The organism is Clostridium swellfunianum (assembly GCF_023656515.1).
Classification (GTDB): domain Bacteria; phylum Bacillota; class Clostridia; order Clostridiales; family Clostridiaceae; genus Clostridium_AT; species Clostridium_AT swellfunianum.
The window spans coordinates 2,877,121-2,896,489 of the sequence record NZ_JAMOFV010000006.1 but is presented as its reverse complement, the minus strand read 5'-3'; the positions used below and the strand labels follow the sequence as shown (position 1 = coordinate 2,896,489).

Below are 19,369 nucleotides of genomic sequence, written 5' to 3'. Positions count from 1 at the left end.
ATTACTTGGCACCCCCTGTTACATCCTTCTTAACACCTAATGGATAGTACGGTATCATGTTTTCCTTTAACCACGTGAAGGATTCTTCAGTGGATAAGCCCCAGTTGGTTGGACAGATTGAAAGAACTTCAACAAGCGAGAATCCATTGCCAGCCATCTGATTTTCAAAAGCCTTCTTTATTGCTTTTTTAGCTTTTATAACATTTGGAACACTGTCTACTGAAACTCTTTCAATATAGGTAGCTCCATCTAATGTAGCAAGCATTTCTGATACTCTGATTGGATGACCTTCTCTCTTAACATCTCTTCCATAAGGTGAAGTTTCAGTAACTTGGCCTGGAAGTGTTGTTGGAGCCATTTGTCCACCAGTCATACCATAAATACAGTTGTTAACGAATATAGTAACTATATTTTCTCCTCTTGTTGCAGCGTGAACTATTTCAGCTGTTCCTATAGCAGCAAGGTCTCCATCACCCTGATATGTGAATACTACGCTGTCTGGGTGTGATCTCTTAATTCCTGTAGCAACTGCTGGAGCTCTACCGTGAGCTGCCTGGAACATGTCGCAGGCAAAGTAGTCGTAAGCTAAAACTGAGCAGCCTACTGGTGCAACTCCTATAGTTTTATCTAAAATCCCTAGTTCATCTATTACCTCGGCAATAAGTCTGTGAATTACTCCATGAGTACATCCTGGGCAGTAATGAGTAGGAACATCTAATAACGCTTGTGGTGGTTGAAATACAATAGCCATTATTTTACTCCCCCTGCAACTTCATTATTAACTTCTTCATTGAAGCCAACTATCTCTTTTATCTTGTTTAATATCTCTTCTGGGTGTGGAACCATTCCACCAGATCTTCCATAGAAGTGTACTGGCTTTCTTCCGTTTACAGAAAGTCTTACATCTTCAACCATCTGACCCATACTCATTTCAACAGCTATATAACCAAGCTTTGTGTTAGCTATTGTCTTATCAAAAGCTTCTGCTGGGAATGGCCATAGAGTTATTGGTCTTATAAGTCCAAGCTTTATGCCATTTTCCTTAGCCATCTTAACAACGTTCTTACAGATTCTTGAAGTTGTACCGTAAGCAACTATTATTAAATCGCACTCTTCCTCACAGTTATATAATTCATACTTAACTTCGTTCTTCTTTATTTCAGCATACTTTGCCTGAAGCTTTAAGTTGTGTTTTTCTAATTCTTCTGGCTTTAAGAATAAGGAGTTTATAACATTGTGCTTCTTTCTTCCCTTTAAGCCGTCAGCAGCCCAATCTTTTTCTGGAAGCTGTCTTTGAGTTCTTTCCTTGAACTCAACTGGCTCCATCATCTGACCTAGCATACCGTCTCCCATAACCATGCATGGAGTTCTATACATATCTGCTACATCAAAGGCTTCCTGTACTAAATCAACCATTTCCTGAATTGATGCAGGTGCATAGACTGGCATCTGGAAGTCTCCGTGAGCTCCACCCTTTGTAGCTTGGAAATAGTCTGACTGAGCAGGCTGAATTCCACCAAGTCCTGGGCCTCCTCTAACTATGTTTATAATAACGCAAGGAAGCTCTGCGCCAGCGATGTAGGAGATTCCTTCTGCCTTTAAGCTTATTCCTGGGCTTGAAGAAGAAGTTAATACTCTAACTCCACTTCCTGCTGCACCGTAAACCATGTTTATAGCAGCCACTTCGCTTTCAGCTTGAACAAATACTCTTCCTAGCTTAGGCATCATTTTTGACATATAGGCAGCTACCTCTGTTTGAGGCGTTATTGGATAACCAAAGAAGCATTGACAATTAGCTCTAATAGCAGCTTCGCCTATAGCTTCATTTCCTTTCATTAATACCTTTTCGCTCATTACTATTCCCCCCTAATTAGAACTACTTTTCAACAACTATAACGCAGTCTGGACACATTCTTGCACAAGATACACAACCAATACACTGACTCATCCTATCCTCTGTAACTTCAGCTGGGTGATAGCCCTTATTATTTAGCCTATCTGAAAAAGCTATAATTTTCTTTGGACAGGCTTGGATGCAATTGCCGCAGCCCTTACATCTCTCTTCTTTGAACGTAACTCTTGCCATAAAATCCCCTCCATCTTTTTTTAATGAGTAATTGGTTTACCTCCACGGTGGTTTCATGTATATATCTAGTCCAAAGACCTCACCGCTAATCTTGCCTTCTAATTCATTGATGAAATCTTTTCTTACTGTAGTGTATTTATAAGGAATACCTGTCTTTTCAGACAGCTCCCTAACTTCTTTATCTCCCTTTAAAACATCTTCTATAGTTGTTTCATAGGACATATTTGTATTCGCGATTAAGTGAGTAACCTTAAGCCTTGAGGTGTATTCTATATTTCTTATATACTCCTCCGTGTCTTTAAGGTTTGAAGTCTGTGGCCTGTTGTTGTTTATTACAAAATACATGTCATAAGGCTCCTGTCTGAAGAACCTGTTGTATTGTCCAAGCACCACAGCCCCATTTTCATCTCCGCCTATATCTATGACAACCTCATAGGACTTGTCATTAAATATTGCAATAACCTCTGATGGTACTACAGCAAGCTCTGCATTTGAATAATGAGGATTAGAGGATATTACCCTAATTCCATACTCCTTATTTAAATGCTCGATTATGTCTCTAACGCAGAAGTAAGGATTAACTATGTCTATGTCAACTATAGCAACTTTTTTACCCTGCTTTGCCAGTTCAATTGCATAGTTTATTGATATTTCTGTTTTTCCACTTCCAAAATGTCCGGTAAAAATTCTTATTCTGCTCATACCTCACCGCCTATTTGTATTCTTTAGCTGTCTCCTCACCCTTTAAAACCCTAAGGCCACCTTGAGCTAGCGCTAAGAGCTCGTCTTCTCCAGGGTAAACCTTTACTTGAGATATAAATTCAACTCTTTCCTTTATAAATTCAGTTATCTCTTTTCCGTAGGCAATCCCCCCTGTTAAAAGTATTGCATCCACCTTACCATATAGTACTGCTGCACATTTTCCTATTTCTTTCGCTACCTGGTATGCCATAGCTTTAAGAAGAAGCTCAGCTTTCTTGTCTCCATCCCTCATAGCCTGAGCAACTATTCTTGCATCATTAGTGTTGTAGTGAGCAACAAAGCCGCCTTTGCCGTTTATCATTTTCTTAATCTCATCATGAGTATACTTTCCACTGAAGCACATTTTCACCAAGTCTCCAATTGGAAGACCTCCTGAACGCTCTGGAGAGAAAGGTCCCTCTCCATCAAGGGCATTATTTACATCTATTACTCTTCCAGCTTTATGGGCTCCTACAGATATTCCTCCTCCCATATGAGCTACTATTACGTTTATATCTTCATACCTTTTGTTAATATCATTTGCATATCTCTTTGCCACAGCCTTTTGATTCAATGCATGGAATATACTCTTTCTTTGAATTTCAGGAATTCCTGAAATCCTTGCTTCATCTTCCATTTCATCAACAACCACTGGATCTACTATAAATGCGGGTATGTTTAAACTATTAGCTATCTCGTTTGCTATTATTCCACCTAAATTTGAAGCATGTTGGCCTAAAACTCCAACCTTTAAATCCTCAAGCATAGCTTCATTAACCTTGTAAGTTCCACCTTCTATCGGCTTTAACAGACCGCCTCTTCCAACTACAGCATCAAGGGTAATTATATCTATACTGTTATTCTTTAACACTTCAAGTATAACGTCTTTTCTAAATTTAAATTGTTCATAGATACTGCCGTATTTACCAATATCTTCTGAAGAATGTCTTAAGGTTTCATCTAAGATTTTGATTTCATTCTCGTAAACGCCAATTTTTGTTGAGGTTGAGCCTGGATTTATTATCAATAGCTTATAATTCATCAATATGTCCCCCTACTTATTGGATACTAATGCAGCAAGTGCAATTGCATTTAGCTTTGATTCTGGACTGTCTGCTCTTGAGGTTAATACTACTGGAGCTGAAGCTCCTACAATTATTCCTCCACTCTTGGAATTAGTTGTATATGTTAGAGTTTTGTACATAACATTAGCAGCTTCAATGTTAGGGAGCAGAAGAACATCTGCTTTTCCTGCTACAGGACTGTTAATCTTCTTGTGATGAGCTGCTTCTTCAGATAAAGCATTATCTGTTGCTAAAGGCCCATCAATAATACAGCCTTTAATTTGTCCTCTTTCATTCATCTTTGATAGCAATGAAGCATCAATTGTAGCAGGCATGTCTGGGTTAACTACCTCAACCGCACAAATAGGAGCTACCTTAGGTATTTCTATATCTAGAGCATGAGCTACACTGACTGCATTGTTTATAATATCTACCTTGGCTTTCAAATCTGGGTACATATTAAGTGCTGCATCCGTTACAAATATTAATCTATTAAAGCCTGGAACCTCAAATACTGCAACATGAGACATAAGTCTTCCAGTTCTAAGGCCAATTTCTTTATTAAGCACCGCCTTCAATATTACAGCTGTTTCAAGAAGCCCCTTCATAACCATATGGGCCTTCCCAGAAGAAACCAGCTCGACAGCTTTTAAGGCAGCCTTATTGTTATCTGGTTCATGGATAATCTCTAAACCGTTTACATCGAAATTAATACTATTTGCTATTTGAATGATCTTTTCTTCATCTCCAACTAGTATAGCATCTACCATTTCTAAATTTATAGCATCTCTAATTGCTTCTAAAACATGTTCATCTTGAGCAGCTGCAACTGCAATTTTTTTGCGCTCATTTGACTTTACTTTATCTAATATTTGCGAAAAACTTTTAAGCATAAATGTTTCCCCCTACGATTTAAACACTTCATTTTCATATAACTTGGCACTTTCTTCTCCTGAAACTACTCTTAATGCACCTTCATATAAAGCCTGCATTTCACCTTCACCTGGAACAAGTTCTATTGGAGCTATAAATTTAACTCTCTCCTCTATCCAACTCATAAGCCTGATATTGTAGGCTAATCCCCCTGTTAGAATAATAGCATCTACTTTCCCCATTAAAACTGTTGAGTAGGCTGCAATCTCCTTAGCTATTTGATAAGCCATTGCCTTAAATACTAATTCTGCTTTAGCATAGCCTTCCTCAATTAGCTTATCCACTACTCTTCCATCATTGGTTCCAACATAAGCAGTAAGTCCTGCTTCGCCTACTAGCTTTTTCTTAAGTTCTTTGTATGAATATTTGCCGCTATAAGCTAGCTTAACAACTTCACCAACTGGAAGACCTCCTGCTCTTTCTGGCGAGAAAGGTCCATCCTCATTGGCATTATTCACATCTATAATTCTTCCATTCTTAACTGGAGCAATAGAAATTCCACCACCTAAGTGAGCTACTACAAAAGAACTATCTTCAAAGCTTTTATCTAATTTACTACATACTCTCCTTGTAACAGCCTTGATGTTAAGAGCATGTACAAGTGAACGTCTTGGAAGCTGGGGCAAGCCTGAAATTCTTGCCACTTCTTCAAATTCGTCTACTGCAACCGGATCAACTATAAAAGCAGGTCGCTTTGCTTTGTTTGCAATTTCATAGGCTATTATACCGCCTAGATTTGAAGCATGCTCACCTTGATATCCAACCTTCAAATCTTCAAGCATAGCTTCGGTAACAGAGTATGTTCCACCTGGCATTGGCCTTAAAAGACCACCTCTGCCGACTACTGCTTTTAAATCTTCAGCTGATAACCCCTGTATCTTGAGCCAATCCAAGATAACAGAGGTTCTCATATTCTTTTGATCATATATTCTTTCATATTCTTTAAGTTCTTCTGTGCTGTGCGATAAACTAGTTGATGATATACACTGCCCGTCATTAAATAGCGCTATCTTTGTAGACGTAGAACCTGGATTGATAACAAGAATATACCCCTCTTTATTCATAAATTCCCCCAACAAATGAATTAACAATTATCTGAAAATATTCTATTTTCTATACCTCTATTTTATCAGATTTAAAATGAAATTCAACCCTTCAAAAAATTATTCTGTCGGTGCCCATTCCTTCATAATTTCTTCAGCAATACGTAAACCATCTACAGCAGCAGAAACAATACCACCAGCATATCCAGCTCCTTCTCCTGCTGGATACAATCCCCTAAGAGATACACTTTGGAAGCCTTCGTTTCTTTCAATTCTCACTGGTGCTGAGGTTCTTGTTTCCACACCAGTAAGCACCGCATCTCCTGAACCATATCCTTTTATTTTATAATCAAAGTTGATTAATCCCTCTTTTAATGCATCTATAACGAAACTTGGCAAGCATTGTCTTAAATCTCTAAATTCATACCCTGGTGTATAAGTAGGTTTAATTTTTCCAAGCTTTAAACTTACTCTATCCTGTAGGAAATCCCCTACAAGCTGAATTGGTGCTTTATAATCACCACCGCCTAAATTATATGCTAAGGACTCGTAATGCCTTTGGAACTCCATACCTGACAACGGATTATCGTTTCCAAAATCCTCTGGTGTAACATTAACTACAAGTGCGGAATTAGCATTATCTAAATTTCTTTTATAATAACTCATACCATTTGTGACAAGTCTCATTTCTTCAGAAGCTGCTGCAACTACCTCTCCACCAGGGCACATGCAAAAACTATATATAGATCTATTAAGTTTTTCACTTGAGTAGCTTAAACGGTAGTCAGCAGCTTTAAGTCTTGGATGACCAGCAAATTTTCCATACTGACTTTCGTCTATTAAGCTCTGCAGGTGCTCTATTCTAACCCCTATAGCAAAAGGTTTTGACTTCAAAGCTATGCCGTTTCTGTAAAGAATCTCATAGGTATCTCTAGAACTATGGCCTATTGCCAATATCATATTTTCACAAGGAAGTTCTTCTCCATTAACTATTATTCCAGAAAGTCCTGCATTTTTTATTATCAGATCCTCAAGCCTACTATTAAATCTTACGTCGCCACCAAGACTTATGATTTCTTCTCTTATATTTTTAACAACATCCTTTAAAATATCTGTTCCTACATGCGGCTTGCCAATATATAAAATTTCCTCTGGCGCTCCTGCCTTAACCATAGCTTGAAGCACATAATCACATCTTGTATCCTTAATTCTTGTAGTAAGCTTTCCATCTGAAAATGTTCCTGCTCCGCCTTCACCAAACTGAACATTTGATTGCGTATTAAGCTTTCCAGCCTTCCAGAACAAGTCTACAGATGAAGTTCTCTCTTCCACTTTTTGACCACGTTCTATAATTATCGGCTTATAGCCCTTTCTAGCCATTAAAAGACCGGCAAACATCCCTGCCGGTCCCATCCCCACAATTACTGGTCTGTGATCCATTTTTTTAGTTCCAAGCTGAAATTCGTCCGTGTATTTAACAGATTCAAGTCTTACATCCTTGTCGTTTAACCTCTCAACAAGCTTGGCTTCATCCCCTAAAGCTGCAACCTCTATAGTATAATTAAATTTAATAATATCCTTTTTTCTTGCATCTACAGCCTCTCTTAAAATTTTTAGTTCTGTAAGTTGTGAAGCAGAAATCTTTAGTTTTTTTGCTGCCTTCTCCTTTAGAGCTGATATATCTTCTTCTATGTCTAAAATTATATTGTTTATTCTTATGGGCATGATAATTTTCTCCTTTCAGTCGAAACACTGAGTAATTTAAATCAATCGCTCCGCTCACAAATTACTCGTTAAAGTCCATTTAGGACTTTAACCTCCTTTCACTTGAAAGCACTGAGTAATAGTAAATTACTCAGTGCTTAACTAACTTATTGAAATCATTGTGTATTTGTTGGTGTAGTTGAAGGTTGTGTCGGAGTTGTATTTGTCGGCTGCGTTTCTTTTTTCTTAACTGTAATCTTTACACTCTGCGGATTCTGCGATAACTTTGAAACACCATCAGGAATTTTCAAGTTAACGGCTACAGTATAGTCTTTTTCTTCGGTAAAACTAGCCGCATCTATAGTATAATTAAAATCTTCATTTTTTATATTACTAATTAATTCTTGGGGTCCAGAAAGCTCAACCGATACCTTGGAGCTATCCAAAGCCACTGTATATGCATCATTAACATTTTTCAGCTGTATAGTACCTTGGAAGGTTTTGCTTATAACATTATCCAAGGAAGCCTTCACTTTAACTGTACCATCGCTGTTTAAAAGGCTAACGCCTTGAGGTACAATAATTTTTGCTATCACTACCTTGTCTGGTGTTAATCCACTTAAATCAATCGGTTCTGTTTTTAAAGCATTTACTGCATTTATACTAGCTTCATCACCCGCAATATCTATTTTATCTGGTGTTGGCAATAAAGCTCCCTTCATGGAATAAACCTTGTTCAGGGTGCCCTTTGTATCAACAGTAACAGGTACTGTCTTTATTTTCTTAACAGGCACTATAAATTCAACCGTATCGGGATGAATTGTAACCTCCTTAATTTCTCTTCCAGCTGCATCTAAAGCTTTAAGTGGCAGCTTCATGTTTAAATCCTTGTCAGTACTTTTAAAGTCTGCTTTAGCAGAAATAGATGTAACTTGATTAATAAACTTAGCAGCTCCACTAACTTCAACCTCGCTAGGCGTTATATTCTGAGCCATCGCCCAATACCCATCCTTAACTTTCCCAGCAATATCTAACTTTACTGGCATACTTTTCACTATCAAATCATCAAAAGTAACACTAACAAACAGTGTTTCACTATTTAAAACATTAACATTTGCTGGTTGCTTAACTAACCTTACAGGTACACTACGAGATCCTACTGAAAAAGCATATTGGCTTAGGTCTGCTTCAACTCTAAATTGATCTTTTCCAAGCATTATATCTGTTGGAGAGCCTTTTACATTGAGAGTCACAGAATATGCTTCTGCTGGTGGAATTATCTTAAGCTTTTGCTGCTGCTCTATGCTTTCTATTCCTGTTAAATAAACGGGTACCTGAATCTTATCAGTTTTCTGAGGGTTGGTTTCGTTTATTATATAAAGCCATAGGGAAAAAGCCGCAATTACGCAACATATTTTTATTATCCACGTATTTTTTTGATCCACACCATCACCCTCTCCCTAAAGGTCAATTTTTTAGTCTGCCTGCTCTTTAAAATTCTTATTAATATATCCATCAATCGTTCTTTAGTGTAATTTCTTGTTAGCTTCCCATTTACCGCTAAAGATATAACACCCGTCTCCTCAGATACAATTATTGTTAGTGCATCAGAGTTTTCAGATATTCCTATTCCAGCTCTGTGCCTTGTACCTAAAGACTTGCTTATACTGTCGCTGCTTGTAAGCGGAAGGAAACAGCCAGCTGCCACAATTTTATCATTTCTTATTATAGTAGCTCCGTCATGAAGAGGAGTATTAACAACAAATATATTTTGTAACAGTGCTGAAGAAACAGCCGCATCCAGCTTTGTCCCTGTACTTATAACCTCGCCTAGACCAGTTCTATTTTCTATAACTATAAGAGCACCTGTTTTCTCCTTGGCTAAACTTTCAACAGCATCAGCAACTTCAGTTATAACCTTTTCCATAGTCTCATCATCCTCAATGAGATGCATATCGTTAAAGGCACTTCTACCAAGATGCTCTAATGCTCTTCTTATCTCTGGTTGAAATATAATTATAATAGAAAGAACTCCGATAGTTATTGTTTTTTCAACAATCCATTTAAGCATTGTCAAATGTAGAATAGAGCTTACAGGTATTAGAAGAAGTATAAGTAAAATTCCTTTTAGAAGCTGAACCGCTCTTGTTTCTTTAATAAGCATATACCCCTTATAAAAAATGTATGATACCACAATTATATCCAGTATTGAAAACACATCCAACACCTTCAAACTATTTATTAATGCTTCTAAACCCTCTGCCAACTTTCTCCCTCCTTTTCCCAGGTTATTTATTTTACAAATTATTTATTGAAAAAAACTTTACATAAGGTTATTATTAATTGTCCATTTACAATTATACACCAATATATTGTATTGTTGAACAAAATATAGCACAAATTTAAGCACAAGAATATAAAATTTATTTTACAGAAGGAATTTTGACTTGTTGCCTAGAATAATATAATATCAACTCATATTTACTCTTTTAGGATAGTGTATGCAGTGGGAGGGAAATAATATTGAACAAAAAAAATAATAGTGTAGTAATGATTATAATAGGAATTTTAGCCTTTGTACTTTTAGCCTCAGGGGTTTTTTACGGTACTTATTATTTTATTATTAATAAGTCCTCAAATTCTTACGAGAAAGAAGTTAAAGCCGTAATAGACAAAATAAATGAGGTAAACAGCAGCGTTTCTTCCTTATTAAACGGACAAGCAATTGACTCCGTTAAGGCAAGAACTGAACTGTCACCTAAAATTGATGTGCTATCTAAGCAAAAAGAATTACTTGATAATATGACAGCTACTGATAAGTATAAGAAAGATCATGAAAATTTAATTAATGGAATTAGCAACAATATGCTAATATTTAGGCAAATAGACGCTATCATTAAAAACCCAAACGGAAAAGACCTGGAGAAGGCAGGAGAGGACCTTATAAAATATAAAGATAAGGCAGTTCAAAATTACTCTCTAGTAAATATAAAGAATTTTAAGGTTGGGCTAACTGATAGCGGAAACAAGCTCGTCGAATATACTTCCATATATGTAAATGAACTTGTTAAACTAAACAGAGACAATGAAATAACTCAAAGCAAAAACCAAGATTATATAAACAGTTTAGACGCCCTATTGGCAAAGTTTACACCAATAAATATTGATTATTCAGCTGAAATGTCTAAAGTTAGAGATGCAAAAGGAAATACAGATAATATTGTAGCTCTTGCTGAAAAAAATAGGGATGATCTTTCTTCAATTAAGCAGGAATTTGCAAGTCTTACTGTTCCTTCAAAGGCAGTAGGTTCATACAAAATATTTAGTAATATTTTAGAGAGCTTTGATAATTACCTTCAAAGTTTTGTTTATTCGGCTAACAATGAAAAACTAGCAGGAAATGCTTTAAGTTCGGATAAGTTAAAGGAGCTCTATGCAGAACCAGTTTCTAAGTTTAGTAGTATAACAAAAAACTATAACGACTTTATAAAAGCTTACAATGAATTTAGACAATCATCAAACAAGTAGTAATACTATAATCTGGCATACTATAAATAGTATGCCATTTTTTTATCAAAATTTGTATTAATTTTAAAAATGGTGGAATAATACCATTAGCCTAAGTTTAAATTTATAACGCGGGGAAACCAATATTTTGGGGTGAATCATTTTATGTAGGTTATGCCTTTACCGAACCCGTCAGCTAACCCCGTTGGCAAAAGGGAGGATATTAATGAAAAAGTATATATTCAGCTTTATATTGCTATGTATTTTTTTAGCAATACCTTGGTCTACCGTTAAAGCAGCGGAGGAATTAGACTGCGACCTATACAAGGAAGAAATTGGTTCAATAGAAGTATTTAGTGTAGGAAATAGAGAAATAAGAATCACTGAAGACGATGTCTATTTGATGGCTCAAATAGTTTATGCCGAAAGCCGCTCAGAACCTTATGATGGCAAAGTAGCTGTTGCTTCAGTTATACTTAATAGATTAGAAGCTCCTGGTTTCCCAAAAACTATAGAGCAAGTTATAAAACAAAAGGCGGCATTTTCATGTTTGAAAAATGGCGAAATAGATGTGATTCCAGACAAAATGAGCTATCAGGCAGTTTTGGATGCTCTAAAAGGCAAAGACCCAACTAATAATGCAGTTTTTTTCTACAATCCTAAAATTGCTACTAATACTTGGATGAAGCAAGTTAAGAAGAAGGATATTAAACCAATAGGAAATCATGTCTTCTTTGCAGTAAATAAATAAGGCTAAAAAACTCCCAGGAAATCAATCCTGAGAGTTTTTTATTTAAATATGTTTATCAACTAATTCTTTCACTGCTGCCTTTGGTCTAAATCCAACCATTGTATCAACGGTCTCTCCATTTTTAAATACCATAACAGTTGGTATGCTTGAAACTTTAAATTTCTGTGAAGTAACTGGGTTATTATCTACATTTACCTTTACAAACTTAACCTTTCCGGCATACTCTTGATCAAGTTCTTCTAGAACTGGTCCTAACATTTTGCAAGGTCCACACCATGGCGCCCAAAAGTCAACTACTACTGGCACACTGTCTGCTGATATTTCTTCATTAAAATTATTGTCCATAACTTCTTTCATAACTTTAATCCCTCCTATTACCTTAAGCGGTACATCTGTATTATATTGTTTAATTTTTAAATTAATACTGGAAATAATTATTACATAAAAACTGCTTATAGTCAATTTTACTTGCAGACAAAATTTCTCCTATCTAAAAAAAGAAAGAGTGCGCTAGTGGCACTCAGAAATTATAGTATCTAAATCTAAGGTCTAATAATAATTTCATCAAGGTTAAGAAGAATCTCTTTATCAGCATTAAATATTGTAAAGCTACCCGAATCTTTCTCAGGCACTGTAACTTTAAGATTTACTGCTCCTTTGTTAAAATTAGAGCTAGAAAACTTCTTCTCAAAACCAGGTATTTTTTTTGATAATTCTTTATAAAGTTTATCAATATTATCTTGATTTATAAATTTAATATCCTCAAAATTAGTAGAGCTTTGTGAGGACTCTCCAAATATGAAATTTATATAGGAGTAGTTTCTATTAGACTTATCAAACTCAAATATATATTCTACATAACCATCCTTTTCATTCATAGAAACTACACGACCTTTCTCCCCTTTGAAATCAAATTCCATGGGAAGCTTAGTCTTATCAATATAATACTTTTCACTGTCATCAAATTTATAGTTAACCGAGGCACCAATAAGAGTTATGCCTATCTCTTTAGGCGTAGAATAATACAAAGACTTAAATTCTTCTCCTGTATTAGTTAAATCCATACCAGTATTATTGTCTAAAATATTACTAGAAATTATAGTATTCATATTATCAATTCTATATGCGAAAGTAGGACTAAAGCTAATTTTATTTTTATCAATAGATATAAATTCATAATCAATATAGGTCTTAAGCGCACCTATATTTAAGGTTTTTAACTTCATAGTTCCAAGTTCTAATTTATACTCTTTATTTATTGGTATAATTTTAGACCTTTGCACAGGTACTTGCATTTTTAATGACCAATCTACAGCTATTTCTTTATCTTTTGAGCTATTGATGATTTTATCTATTTTAATAGTAATTGGATTATCCTTCATATGAATGAAAGTATCTCCCCTGACTTCAGTAAGAAAAACCTTCTCCTTTTGTGTTTCATCGTTTGTGGCATAGGAATAGCCCCAACTGATAGGCGGATGTACTTCTATATCTTTTAAGTTCATGCTTTTAATAGAATATTTAGGGTCGGACACCTCATACAAAATGACCATTCCTGTTTCATCAGCAACAGCTTCCTTAAATTTAAATTCAACATCCTTATACTTAAAAGTTGCATCAAGCTTGGATATGGTATTATTCTGTCTAGCTAAATCAATCTCTTGGATGTACGGAACGTTTTTAACATAATTATTATATGCTAATACTGAAGCAGGCAAACCTAATGCCAATATTAATGCTAATGAAGCTGCATACAAGTTTCTTCTTTTCTTTTTAGCATTAATATGGGTTCTTAATTTCTTTTCCACATTATCCATTATATTGTCCGGCATTTTTATATCATTAACACTCACTGTTTATCCCCCTATTCTTTAGTCTTAGAATATTAATACTTCTATATATTTTTGTTTTAACTGTATTAACAGGAATATCCATGATAGAGGCAATTTCATTTAAAGAATAATCTTTTAAATACCTCAGCACTAAAAGTTCTCTTTCATCCTGTTTTAAAGTATTGAGCAGATGTTCAATAATAATCTTATCTTCCACCGCACTATAGGAAAACTCATCTATTATCTCTCCAAGCTCTTCATCTGATGCTGACTGCTCTTTGCTTCTATATTTTTTTCTGCAAGTATTAATAAGTATTGAAGTAAACCAATTAAAAAATTTATCAGTCCTCCTTAAGTGCGTAAGCTTTTCAAAGCCTATTATAGCAGCTTCTGATATACAATCTTCAGCATCATAACCATTCTTTGTATAAGCAAAAGCAATCTTATAAAAGAGCTCCTGATTTTTCTTCAACAGTTCTATAAATGCAGAAATATCACCTTTTTTACTTTTGCTTACTAAATCTTCTATATTCATAGCTTACCTTCTTTCAAATGCTGCAGCATTTCGTTTTGCATAGGTTAGATGTTTTAGGAGGTTAAAAAGTTTCATATTTTTAATTTTTTATTATATTAATCATTAATGAATTATAAATATAAAAATATATATTTTTAACTTCTTATATTTAAAAATTCTTATATTCTTATATTTATATATTCTTATATTCTTCGCCAATTGTATAGTTATTTGATGGTATTTAGTTTTGCATTAATGTTTTATATATTCTAAAAAATAAAAGTATGATAAGCTTACTTTATGCAAGCTTATCATACTTTTTTACTTAACCTTAAATCCCAAAATTTCAGCACCTCTAGTTCCAACAACCAAAGTATCATTAAAAGCTGCAGGAGTGCCCTCTACATTCGCTCCAAGCTCGATGCTGTGAAGAAGCTTTCCACTCACGCCCTCTATGAGCATAGCCTTTCCTGTTGAATCACATTGAACTATATAGCTTTTTCCTTCCTTATTATAAAGAGCCACCGGTGAACTCCAACAGTAATTGTTTAGTTTTAATCGCCAAATCTCCTTGCCACTCTCCTTATCTATAGCAACAAGCAGGCCTTCATTATATTGTGGATGCCTTGCTATATTAAAAATAACCAAGTTGGATATGTCATTTTTACCAACAAGAGGAGTGGCTAATGCACCACCATTTACCCCCTCATTATAAGAGCACCTATATTTATTTTCCCACAGTATCTTGCCAGAAGTTGCGTCTATTTTACGTGCATAGCTGAAACCGTTATTTCCCTGATGGTCTACTTCTGTAGCAGTATATAAACTTAGGGTCCCTGTTTTCTCTTCTAAAACTACAGTTCCATCTGTATCGTCACCTACATTTAAAGCCCATACAGGAGTTAAAGTATTGATATCTACACATTGAAGAAGTCCATCATTATCAGCAAAGTATCCATAATTCTTGTAAATTGCTATACTGTTTTCAATGCCTTTTTTATTCATGCCCGGCACATCATATCTATATTTCGTAAGTTCAGGACTTATTTGCACCTTACCATTTTCATACTTAGTATTTAATTTTCCTGAGTAGAACAAACCATTTTCGCCACACAAGAAAATAGAGTCTGTATTTTTATCTATTAGAGCAGTTGAATCAAAAGCTCCCCAATCTCTTTTAGCGAAGCTGTCGTTACCTCTAATCTCATAAAGTTTTTTAAAATCTGTAAGACTAAACATTCTATAAGCAAAATCAACATATCTATTACCGTTTTTGTTTATACCTTGTCCTACATATAAAAGAGGTATACCTCTAGGATCTACAGTTAGACTTCCTTTTATTGGTGCACCTATATTTAGCTTATCTCTAGTATCCTTCCCATCCTCTAAATCTATGAAATAAACATTACCATCTAAGGTAGCATATATAACTTCCTTCAAGTTCTCCTTAGACTTCTTTTCCTGCTTAATGTTCATACTGTCAATCATTTCTCTGCTCCACTGCACAATTGAGGGTTGTCCATTCCAACCTACTCCTGTCCAGTTATCAATAGCTCCAATCTTTTTCTTCCACAAAAGTTCTAGCTTACCTTCTTTTATATCAGCCGTTCCATAACTTCCTCCATCTCTCATATTATTACCTCGAAAAGCTGTAACTCCAGGCAAGTCCGAATACAGCTTGTTGTTACTAAAATTAATACTTCTACCCTCTAAGGATTGTCCTTGAATTACAAATTTCATCCCATATTTTGAAATTTGTGCACTAGTATCCGCCGCAAAGTTTAACATATTTTTTCTATAATTCTGCTTAAAAGCCAAGACCTGCTCACTCAAGTCATTAAAGCTTTGTAGCTCAAAGTCAGACTCTATAAACTTGTTATTTTCAATATTTGATGTGGCAGCAGAATTCCTGATGCAGCCTTCACACCCTATCGAAACCAATATTGGTACAGTTAAAAGATATATTGCTTTTCTTACTTTACCATTCATCCCTATTCCCCCCATATAGATATAGAGTTTTTTCCATTTATATCTATATGGAGCAATTAACATTTTATAACCATTTTAACAAAATAAAAGCTGCTCTGTTAAAATACTACAGAACAGCTTTTGTTATCTTTTCATCAAATCTCTTACTATTGAATTATTATACATAGACTTCGGGTAAAGTTCCGAAAGCTTTGTTGCATAGCTTTTAGCTTCATTAATATCTATGTTCTTGTATATTAATGCTAGTTCATATAGAACTGATTCCTCATAATCCCCATTAGGATAATTATTATCATACTTCTTATAATATTTTATAGCAGTTTCCACATCATTTAAATTTTTATTACTCACTCCAAGTAAGTATATGATATGTGAATTTAGATAATGCTCTTCTCCAAACCTTGAACCTTTTTCCAAATACTCTAATGCAGTTTTATAATTTTTTGAAGACATTGCTTGTCTTGCAGCATTATAAAAATACTCAACTCCGCTATCTGTTAAAAGTTCATTAATCTGAGCCATTAGATACTTTTGATTATCTGTAAGTTCCTTGTTTCTCCATTTTATATAAACATCATATAATTTTTCATAATCCTTGCTGCTTAGATCAATTGAAGCTTCAAGTTCTGGAAAGCTTTCATGGCTTTTTTCCTCTTCCTGCTGCTTACTAATTTCAATATTAGCTTCTTTAGCCTGATTGTTTGAATTGTTTTCAGTTACATCGTTAGGAGCCAAAAGCAACTGATCTTGCTTAATACTATCTCTGTCTACTAGTTTGTTATCCTTATTTATAAATTTAAAAGATATTATTATGCCTAATGCAAGTACTATAACTGAAACGCCTGCAAATATATATCTTAATTTAAAACTGCTCTTTACAACACCTAAGTCTGCAAGCTCTTTCCTAGTATCAAGGGCATTCTTATTCTTCCTATCTATTTTTAATACTTTGTTAATATGAGCCAAAGCAGCACTGTATTCTCCAAGCTTTATATAACAAAGAGCAATATAGTTATTAACATTTATGCTATTAAAATCACTCTGTTCACATTTGTTAAGCATTGCCAGTGCTTCTCTGATCTTAAGTTCCTTTATTAAACTTATAGCACCATGATAAAAAAGTCTTTTGTCCTCATCATATCTACTGTCATCCAAATATTTTTTAGCTACAGCATTTCTATTAACCTGATAATTCATTTTCCATAAGGCTTGGGCACTTTCAAGTTCACCCTTAATATAGTAAAGCAGCCCTTTTAGATTTATTGCTGATGCATTTTTTATATTATCAGATATACTTTTTTCACAGTAATCTAACGCTTTGTCTATATAGCCTTCATTATAATACGTGATAGCCTTTGTGTATAATTTTGTTGATCTATCCATGCAATAATCCCTCTTTGCTACTATAATATATGTCCTTAGTTTATTATAGTGATAAAGAGGGATTTTATCTACAAGTAATTTAAAGAAAAATGGTTTAAATAAGCATTTTTACTTTATTGGTACAATTATTATCCTATTTTCCGCATGAAATTCATTTTGTATATCATCATCATATACAGATACCTCAATATTAATTTCTAACTGGTTATTGGGCAGTTTGTTTGTAGATACTACTCTCATTATTTCTGAGCCATTTTGAAGATTAGCCGTATTCTTAGGGTCAGCAGTAATAGTTTCTGCTGTATTAGTATTTAACATATACAAATTGCCTCCCTTAGATGCATGACCTTGAGCAATGCCTACAATTACAAGAAGCTTTTCATCATCAATCCAATAAACTGACTTTGGGCTGCTTTGCTGATCCTCATTGTTAAGTAGGTTAAAAGCCCATTGATTCTCTGTTACCGCTTCTTTTACAACAATAGTTGCCACCCCCTCATCTTCAGATGATATTCCTCTCCCTTCAACAGTAGCTGAGTACTTTTTATTTACTGAATCAGTCCAACCATTATTAAAATTAGGCATATAAGTTTTGTTCAAGGCTTTCTTCTCAAAAGCTCTTTCAGGTATATCTCTATTTGTAATAGCCAAACTCGTGTCTTGTTTAGCTTCTGCTTGGCCTTTTACGCTATTTGACTGCATTTTTGGTGCAGACTTCGCTGTTGACATTTCATTTTTAAAACTTTCACTTGATTTAGATGCTATTTGAGCATTTGACATATTCTCACTCTTTTTTGCGGTGAATCCTAAACCACTTTTACCTATATAAGGAGTTATAACTATTGCAACTGTAATTACCGCTGCTATAGATGTATACGTACCTCTATATTTCCTAAGATGATTCATAAATTTTTTCATTGGGCTTGTTCCATATTTATTTTTATCTATGCTTTTCATTATTTGTGTTCTTGAGCTTTTAAAGGCTTTGGAATCAATGGATAGTCCTTTTTTAATTGCGGCATCTAGTGAAAGTTCATCTTCATATACAGTTCTGCATTCTTCACATTCTACAATATGCTGAAGCATTGCATCTTTTAGATCGTATGCTATATTATCTTCAACTAAATCGTTAAGTCTTTTTCTAAAAACCATGCAATCCATTACTTACACCCCTTTCTCTGCTTGCTCTATATTCTCTAAAGCGTTCCCGTGCTTTATAGTATCGCCTTTTCACAGCAGATTCACCCATATTTAAGACCTCTGCAATATCACTAAAGGTCATGTTGTCATTTGTGTACCTAAGTAATATAATTTGCTTATCTATTTCGTTTAATGTGTTTAAAAAAATTTCCACAAGCCTCTTTGTTTCTTTAAATTCTGCTTTTTCCTCTGGAGAAGCCTCCTTTGAAATAACCTCCTGAACTTCTTCAACATTAGCCTCATAAACTCTTTTATATTTTCTCATATAATCTATAGCCTTATTTTTTGCGATTTGATAAAGCCAGTTTGAGAACTTGTATTCCTTATTATAGGAATACAACTTATTATAAACTGTAATAAAAACCTCCTGAGTTATATCCTCAGCTGCTTCTCTATCTCTAACTGAATTATATACAAACCTCAATATTGATAACTCGTATTTATTTATCAATATGTTGAAATTATCAATATTACCCTTCAGCACTTCTTGAACTAATTTCAAATCCTCGTCCAACTCGAGCACCATCCTTATATTTCGTTATGCATTCTATAATTATATACGATACTAAGATATGTTAGTCACCAAAAAATAAAAAATAGTGCTGCTCTCCTGATAGATTAA

General features: G+C 34.6%; 19 protein-coding genes and 1 riboswitch. Of the genes, 2 read left to right on the top strand and 17 right to left on the bottom strand.

Annotated features, from left to right (window positions below; genetic code table 11):
• Position 1: 1 nt before the first annotated feature.
• The 10 genes from NBE98_RS13935 to cdaA form a co-directional block, all read right to left on the bottom strand.
• Positions 2-751 carry a thiamine pyrophosphate-dependent enzyme gene (locus tag NBE98_RS13935; RefSeq protein WP_250815581.1) on the bottom strand — a complete coding sequence of 250 codons (750 nt, stop codon included), beginning with the start codon at positions 749-751 and terminating at the stop codon, positions 2-4.
• Positions 751-1,854, bottom strand: a complete 1,104-nt coding sequence (locus NBE98_RS13930) for a 3-methyl-2-oxobutanoate dehydrogenase subunit VorB (protein ID WP_250815580.1) — start codon at positions 1,852-1,854, stop codon at positions 751-753. The genes NBE98_RS13935 and NBE98_RS13930 overlap by 1 nt, the downstream gene beginning before the upstream one ends.
• Before the next feature lie 22 nt (positions 1,855-1,876).
• Complete coding sequence (locus tag NBE98_RS13925) at positions 1,877-2,086, bottom strand: 4Fe-4S dicluster domain-containing protein (protein WP_250815579.1); 210 nt, start codon at positions 2,084-2,086, stop codon at positions 1,877-1,879.
• A 36-nt stretch (positions 2,087-2,122) separates the two neighbouring features.
• Positions 2,123-2,788: a nucleotide-binding protein gene (locus tag NBE98_RS13920; protein ID WP_250815578.1), complete on the bottom strand. Its 666-nt coding sequence runs from the start codon at positions 2,786-2,788 to the stop codon at positions 2,123-2,125.
• 10 nt (positions 2,789-2,798) lie between these two features.
• Positions 2,799-3,869, bottom strand: coding sequence for a butyrate kinase (gene buk / locus NBE98_RS13915; protein ID WP_250815576.1), 1,071 nt, complete (start codon positions 3,867-3,869; stop codon positions 2,799-2,801).
• Between the two features lie 12 nt (positions 3,870-3,881).
• On the bottom strand, positions 3,882-4,784 hold the full coding sequence (gene ptb, locus NBE98_RS13910) for a phosphate butyryltransferase (RefSeq protein WP_250815575.1): 903 nt from the start codon (positions 4,782-4,784) through the stop codon (positions 3,882-3,884).
• A 12-nt stretch (positions 4,785-4,796) separates the two neighbouring features.
• Entirely contained in the window at positions 4,797-5,888 is a 1,092-nt protein-coding gene (buk, locus tag NBE98_RS13905) for a butyrate kinase (RefSeq protein WP_250815574.1), read from the bottom strand.
• Positions 5,889-5,987: 99 nt separating this feature from the next.
• Positions 5,988-7,592, bottom strand: coding sequence for an NAD(P)/FAD-dependent oxidoreductase (locus tag NBE98_RS13900; protein WP_250815573.1), 1,605 nt, complete (start codon positions 7,590-7,592; stop codon positions 5,988-5,990).
• Positions 7,593-7,747: 155 nt separating this feature from the next.
• Entirely contained in the window at positions 7,748-9,016 is a 1,269-nt protein-coding gene (locus tag NBE98_RS13895) for a CdaR family protein (RefSeq protein ID WP_250815572.1), read from the bottom strand.
• On the bottom strand, positions 8,992-9,837 hold the full coding sequence (gene cdaA / locus NBE98_RS13890; protein ID WP_250815571.1) for a diadenylate cyclase CdaA: 846 nt from the start codon (positions 9,835-9,837) through the stop codon (positions 8,992-8,994). The genes NBE98_RS13895 and cdaA overlap by 25 nt, the downstream gene beginning before the upstream one ends.
• Before the next feature lie 257 nt (positions 9,838-10,094).
• On the opposite strand from cdaA, the gene NBE98_RS13885 reads away from it, so the two are divergent.
• Entirely contained in the window at positions 10,095-11,099 is a 1,005-nt protein-coding gene (locus NBE98_RS13885) for a hypothetical protein (RefSeq protein WP_250815570.1), read from the top strand.
• Between the two features lie 78 nt (positions 11,100-11,177).
• A riboswitch (cyclic di-AMP (ydaO/yuaA leader) is annotated at positions 11,178-11,304 on the top strand.
• Positions 11,305-11,829 (top strand): cell wall hydrolase, encoded by a 525-nt coding sequence (locus tag NBE98_RS13880; protein WP_250815568.1) that lies wholly within the window; start codon positions 11,305-11,307, stop codon positions 11,827-11,829. It begins immediately after the preceding riboswitch.
• 42 nt (positions 11,830-11,871) lie between these two features.
• Here NBE98_RS13880 and trxA read toward each other — a convergent pair whose 3' ends face one another.
• The 7 genes from trxA to NBE98_RS13845 form a co-directional block, all read right to left on the bottom strand.
• The gene (gene trxA / locus NBE98_RS13875; RefSeq protein ID WP_250815567.1) at positions 11,872-12,186 is read right to left on the bottom strand and encodes a thioredoxin; all 315 of its coding nucleotides are present in this window, start codon (positions 12,184-12,186) and stop codon (positions 11,872-11,874) included.
• 185 nt (positions 12,187-12,371) lie between these two features.
• A complete protein-coding gene (locus NBE98_RS13870) occupies positions 12,372-13,682 on the bottom strand; it encodes a DUF4179 domain-containing protein (RefSeq protein ID WP_250815566.1) in 1,311 nt (436 codons plus the stop codon).
• Positions 13,672-14,196, bottom strand: coding sequence for an RNA polymerase sigma factor (locus tag NBE98_RS13865; RefSeq protein WP_250815565.1), 525 nt, complete (start codon positions 14,194-14,196; stop codon positions 13,672-13,674). Before NBE98_RS13865 ends, NBE98_RS13870 begins: the two co-directional genes overlap by 11 nt.
• Before the next feature lie 300 nt (positions 14,197-14,496).
• Positions 14,497-16,164, bottom strand: coding sequence for an outer membrane protein assembly factor BamB family protein (locus tag NBE98_RS13860; protein ID WP_250815564.1), 1,668 nt, complete (start codon positions 16,162-16,164; stop codon positions 14,497-14,499).
• Positions 16,165-16,287: 123 nt separating this feature from the next.
• Positions 16,288-17,547 carry a tetratricopeptide repeat protein gene (locus NBE98_RS13855; RefSeq protein WP_250815563.1) on the bottom strand — a complete coding sequence of 420 codons (1,260 nt, stop codon included), beginning with the start codon at positions 17,545-17,547 and terminating at the stop codon, positions 16,288-16,290.
• A gap of 108 nt (positions 17,548-17,655) precedes the next feature.
• Positions 17,656-18,708 carry a DUF4652 domain-containing protein gene (locus NBE98_RS13850; protein ID WP_250815561.1) on the bottom strand — a complete coding sequence of 351 codons (1,053 nt, stop codon included), beginning with the start codon at positions 18,706-18,708 and terminating at the stop codon, positions 17,656-17,658.
• The gene (locus NBE98_RS13845) at positions 18,689-19,261 is read right to left on the bottom strand and encodes an RNA polymerase sigma factor (protein WP_250815560.1); all 573 of its coding nucleotides are present in this window, start codon (positions 19,259-19,261) and stop codon (positions 18,689-18,691) included. The genes NBE98_RS13850 and NBE98_RS13845 overlap by 20 nt, the downstream gene beginning before the upstream one ends.
• Positions 19,262-19,369 lie beyond the last annotated feature (108 nt).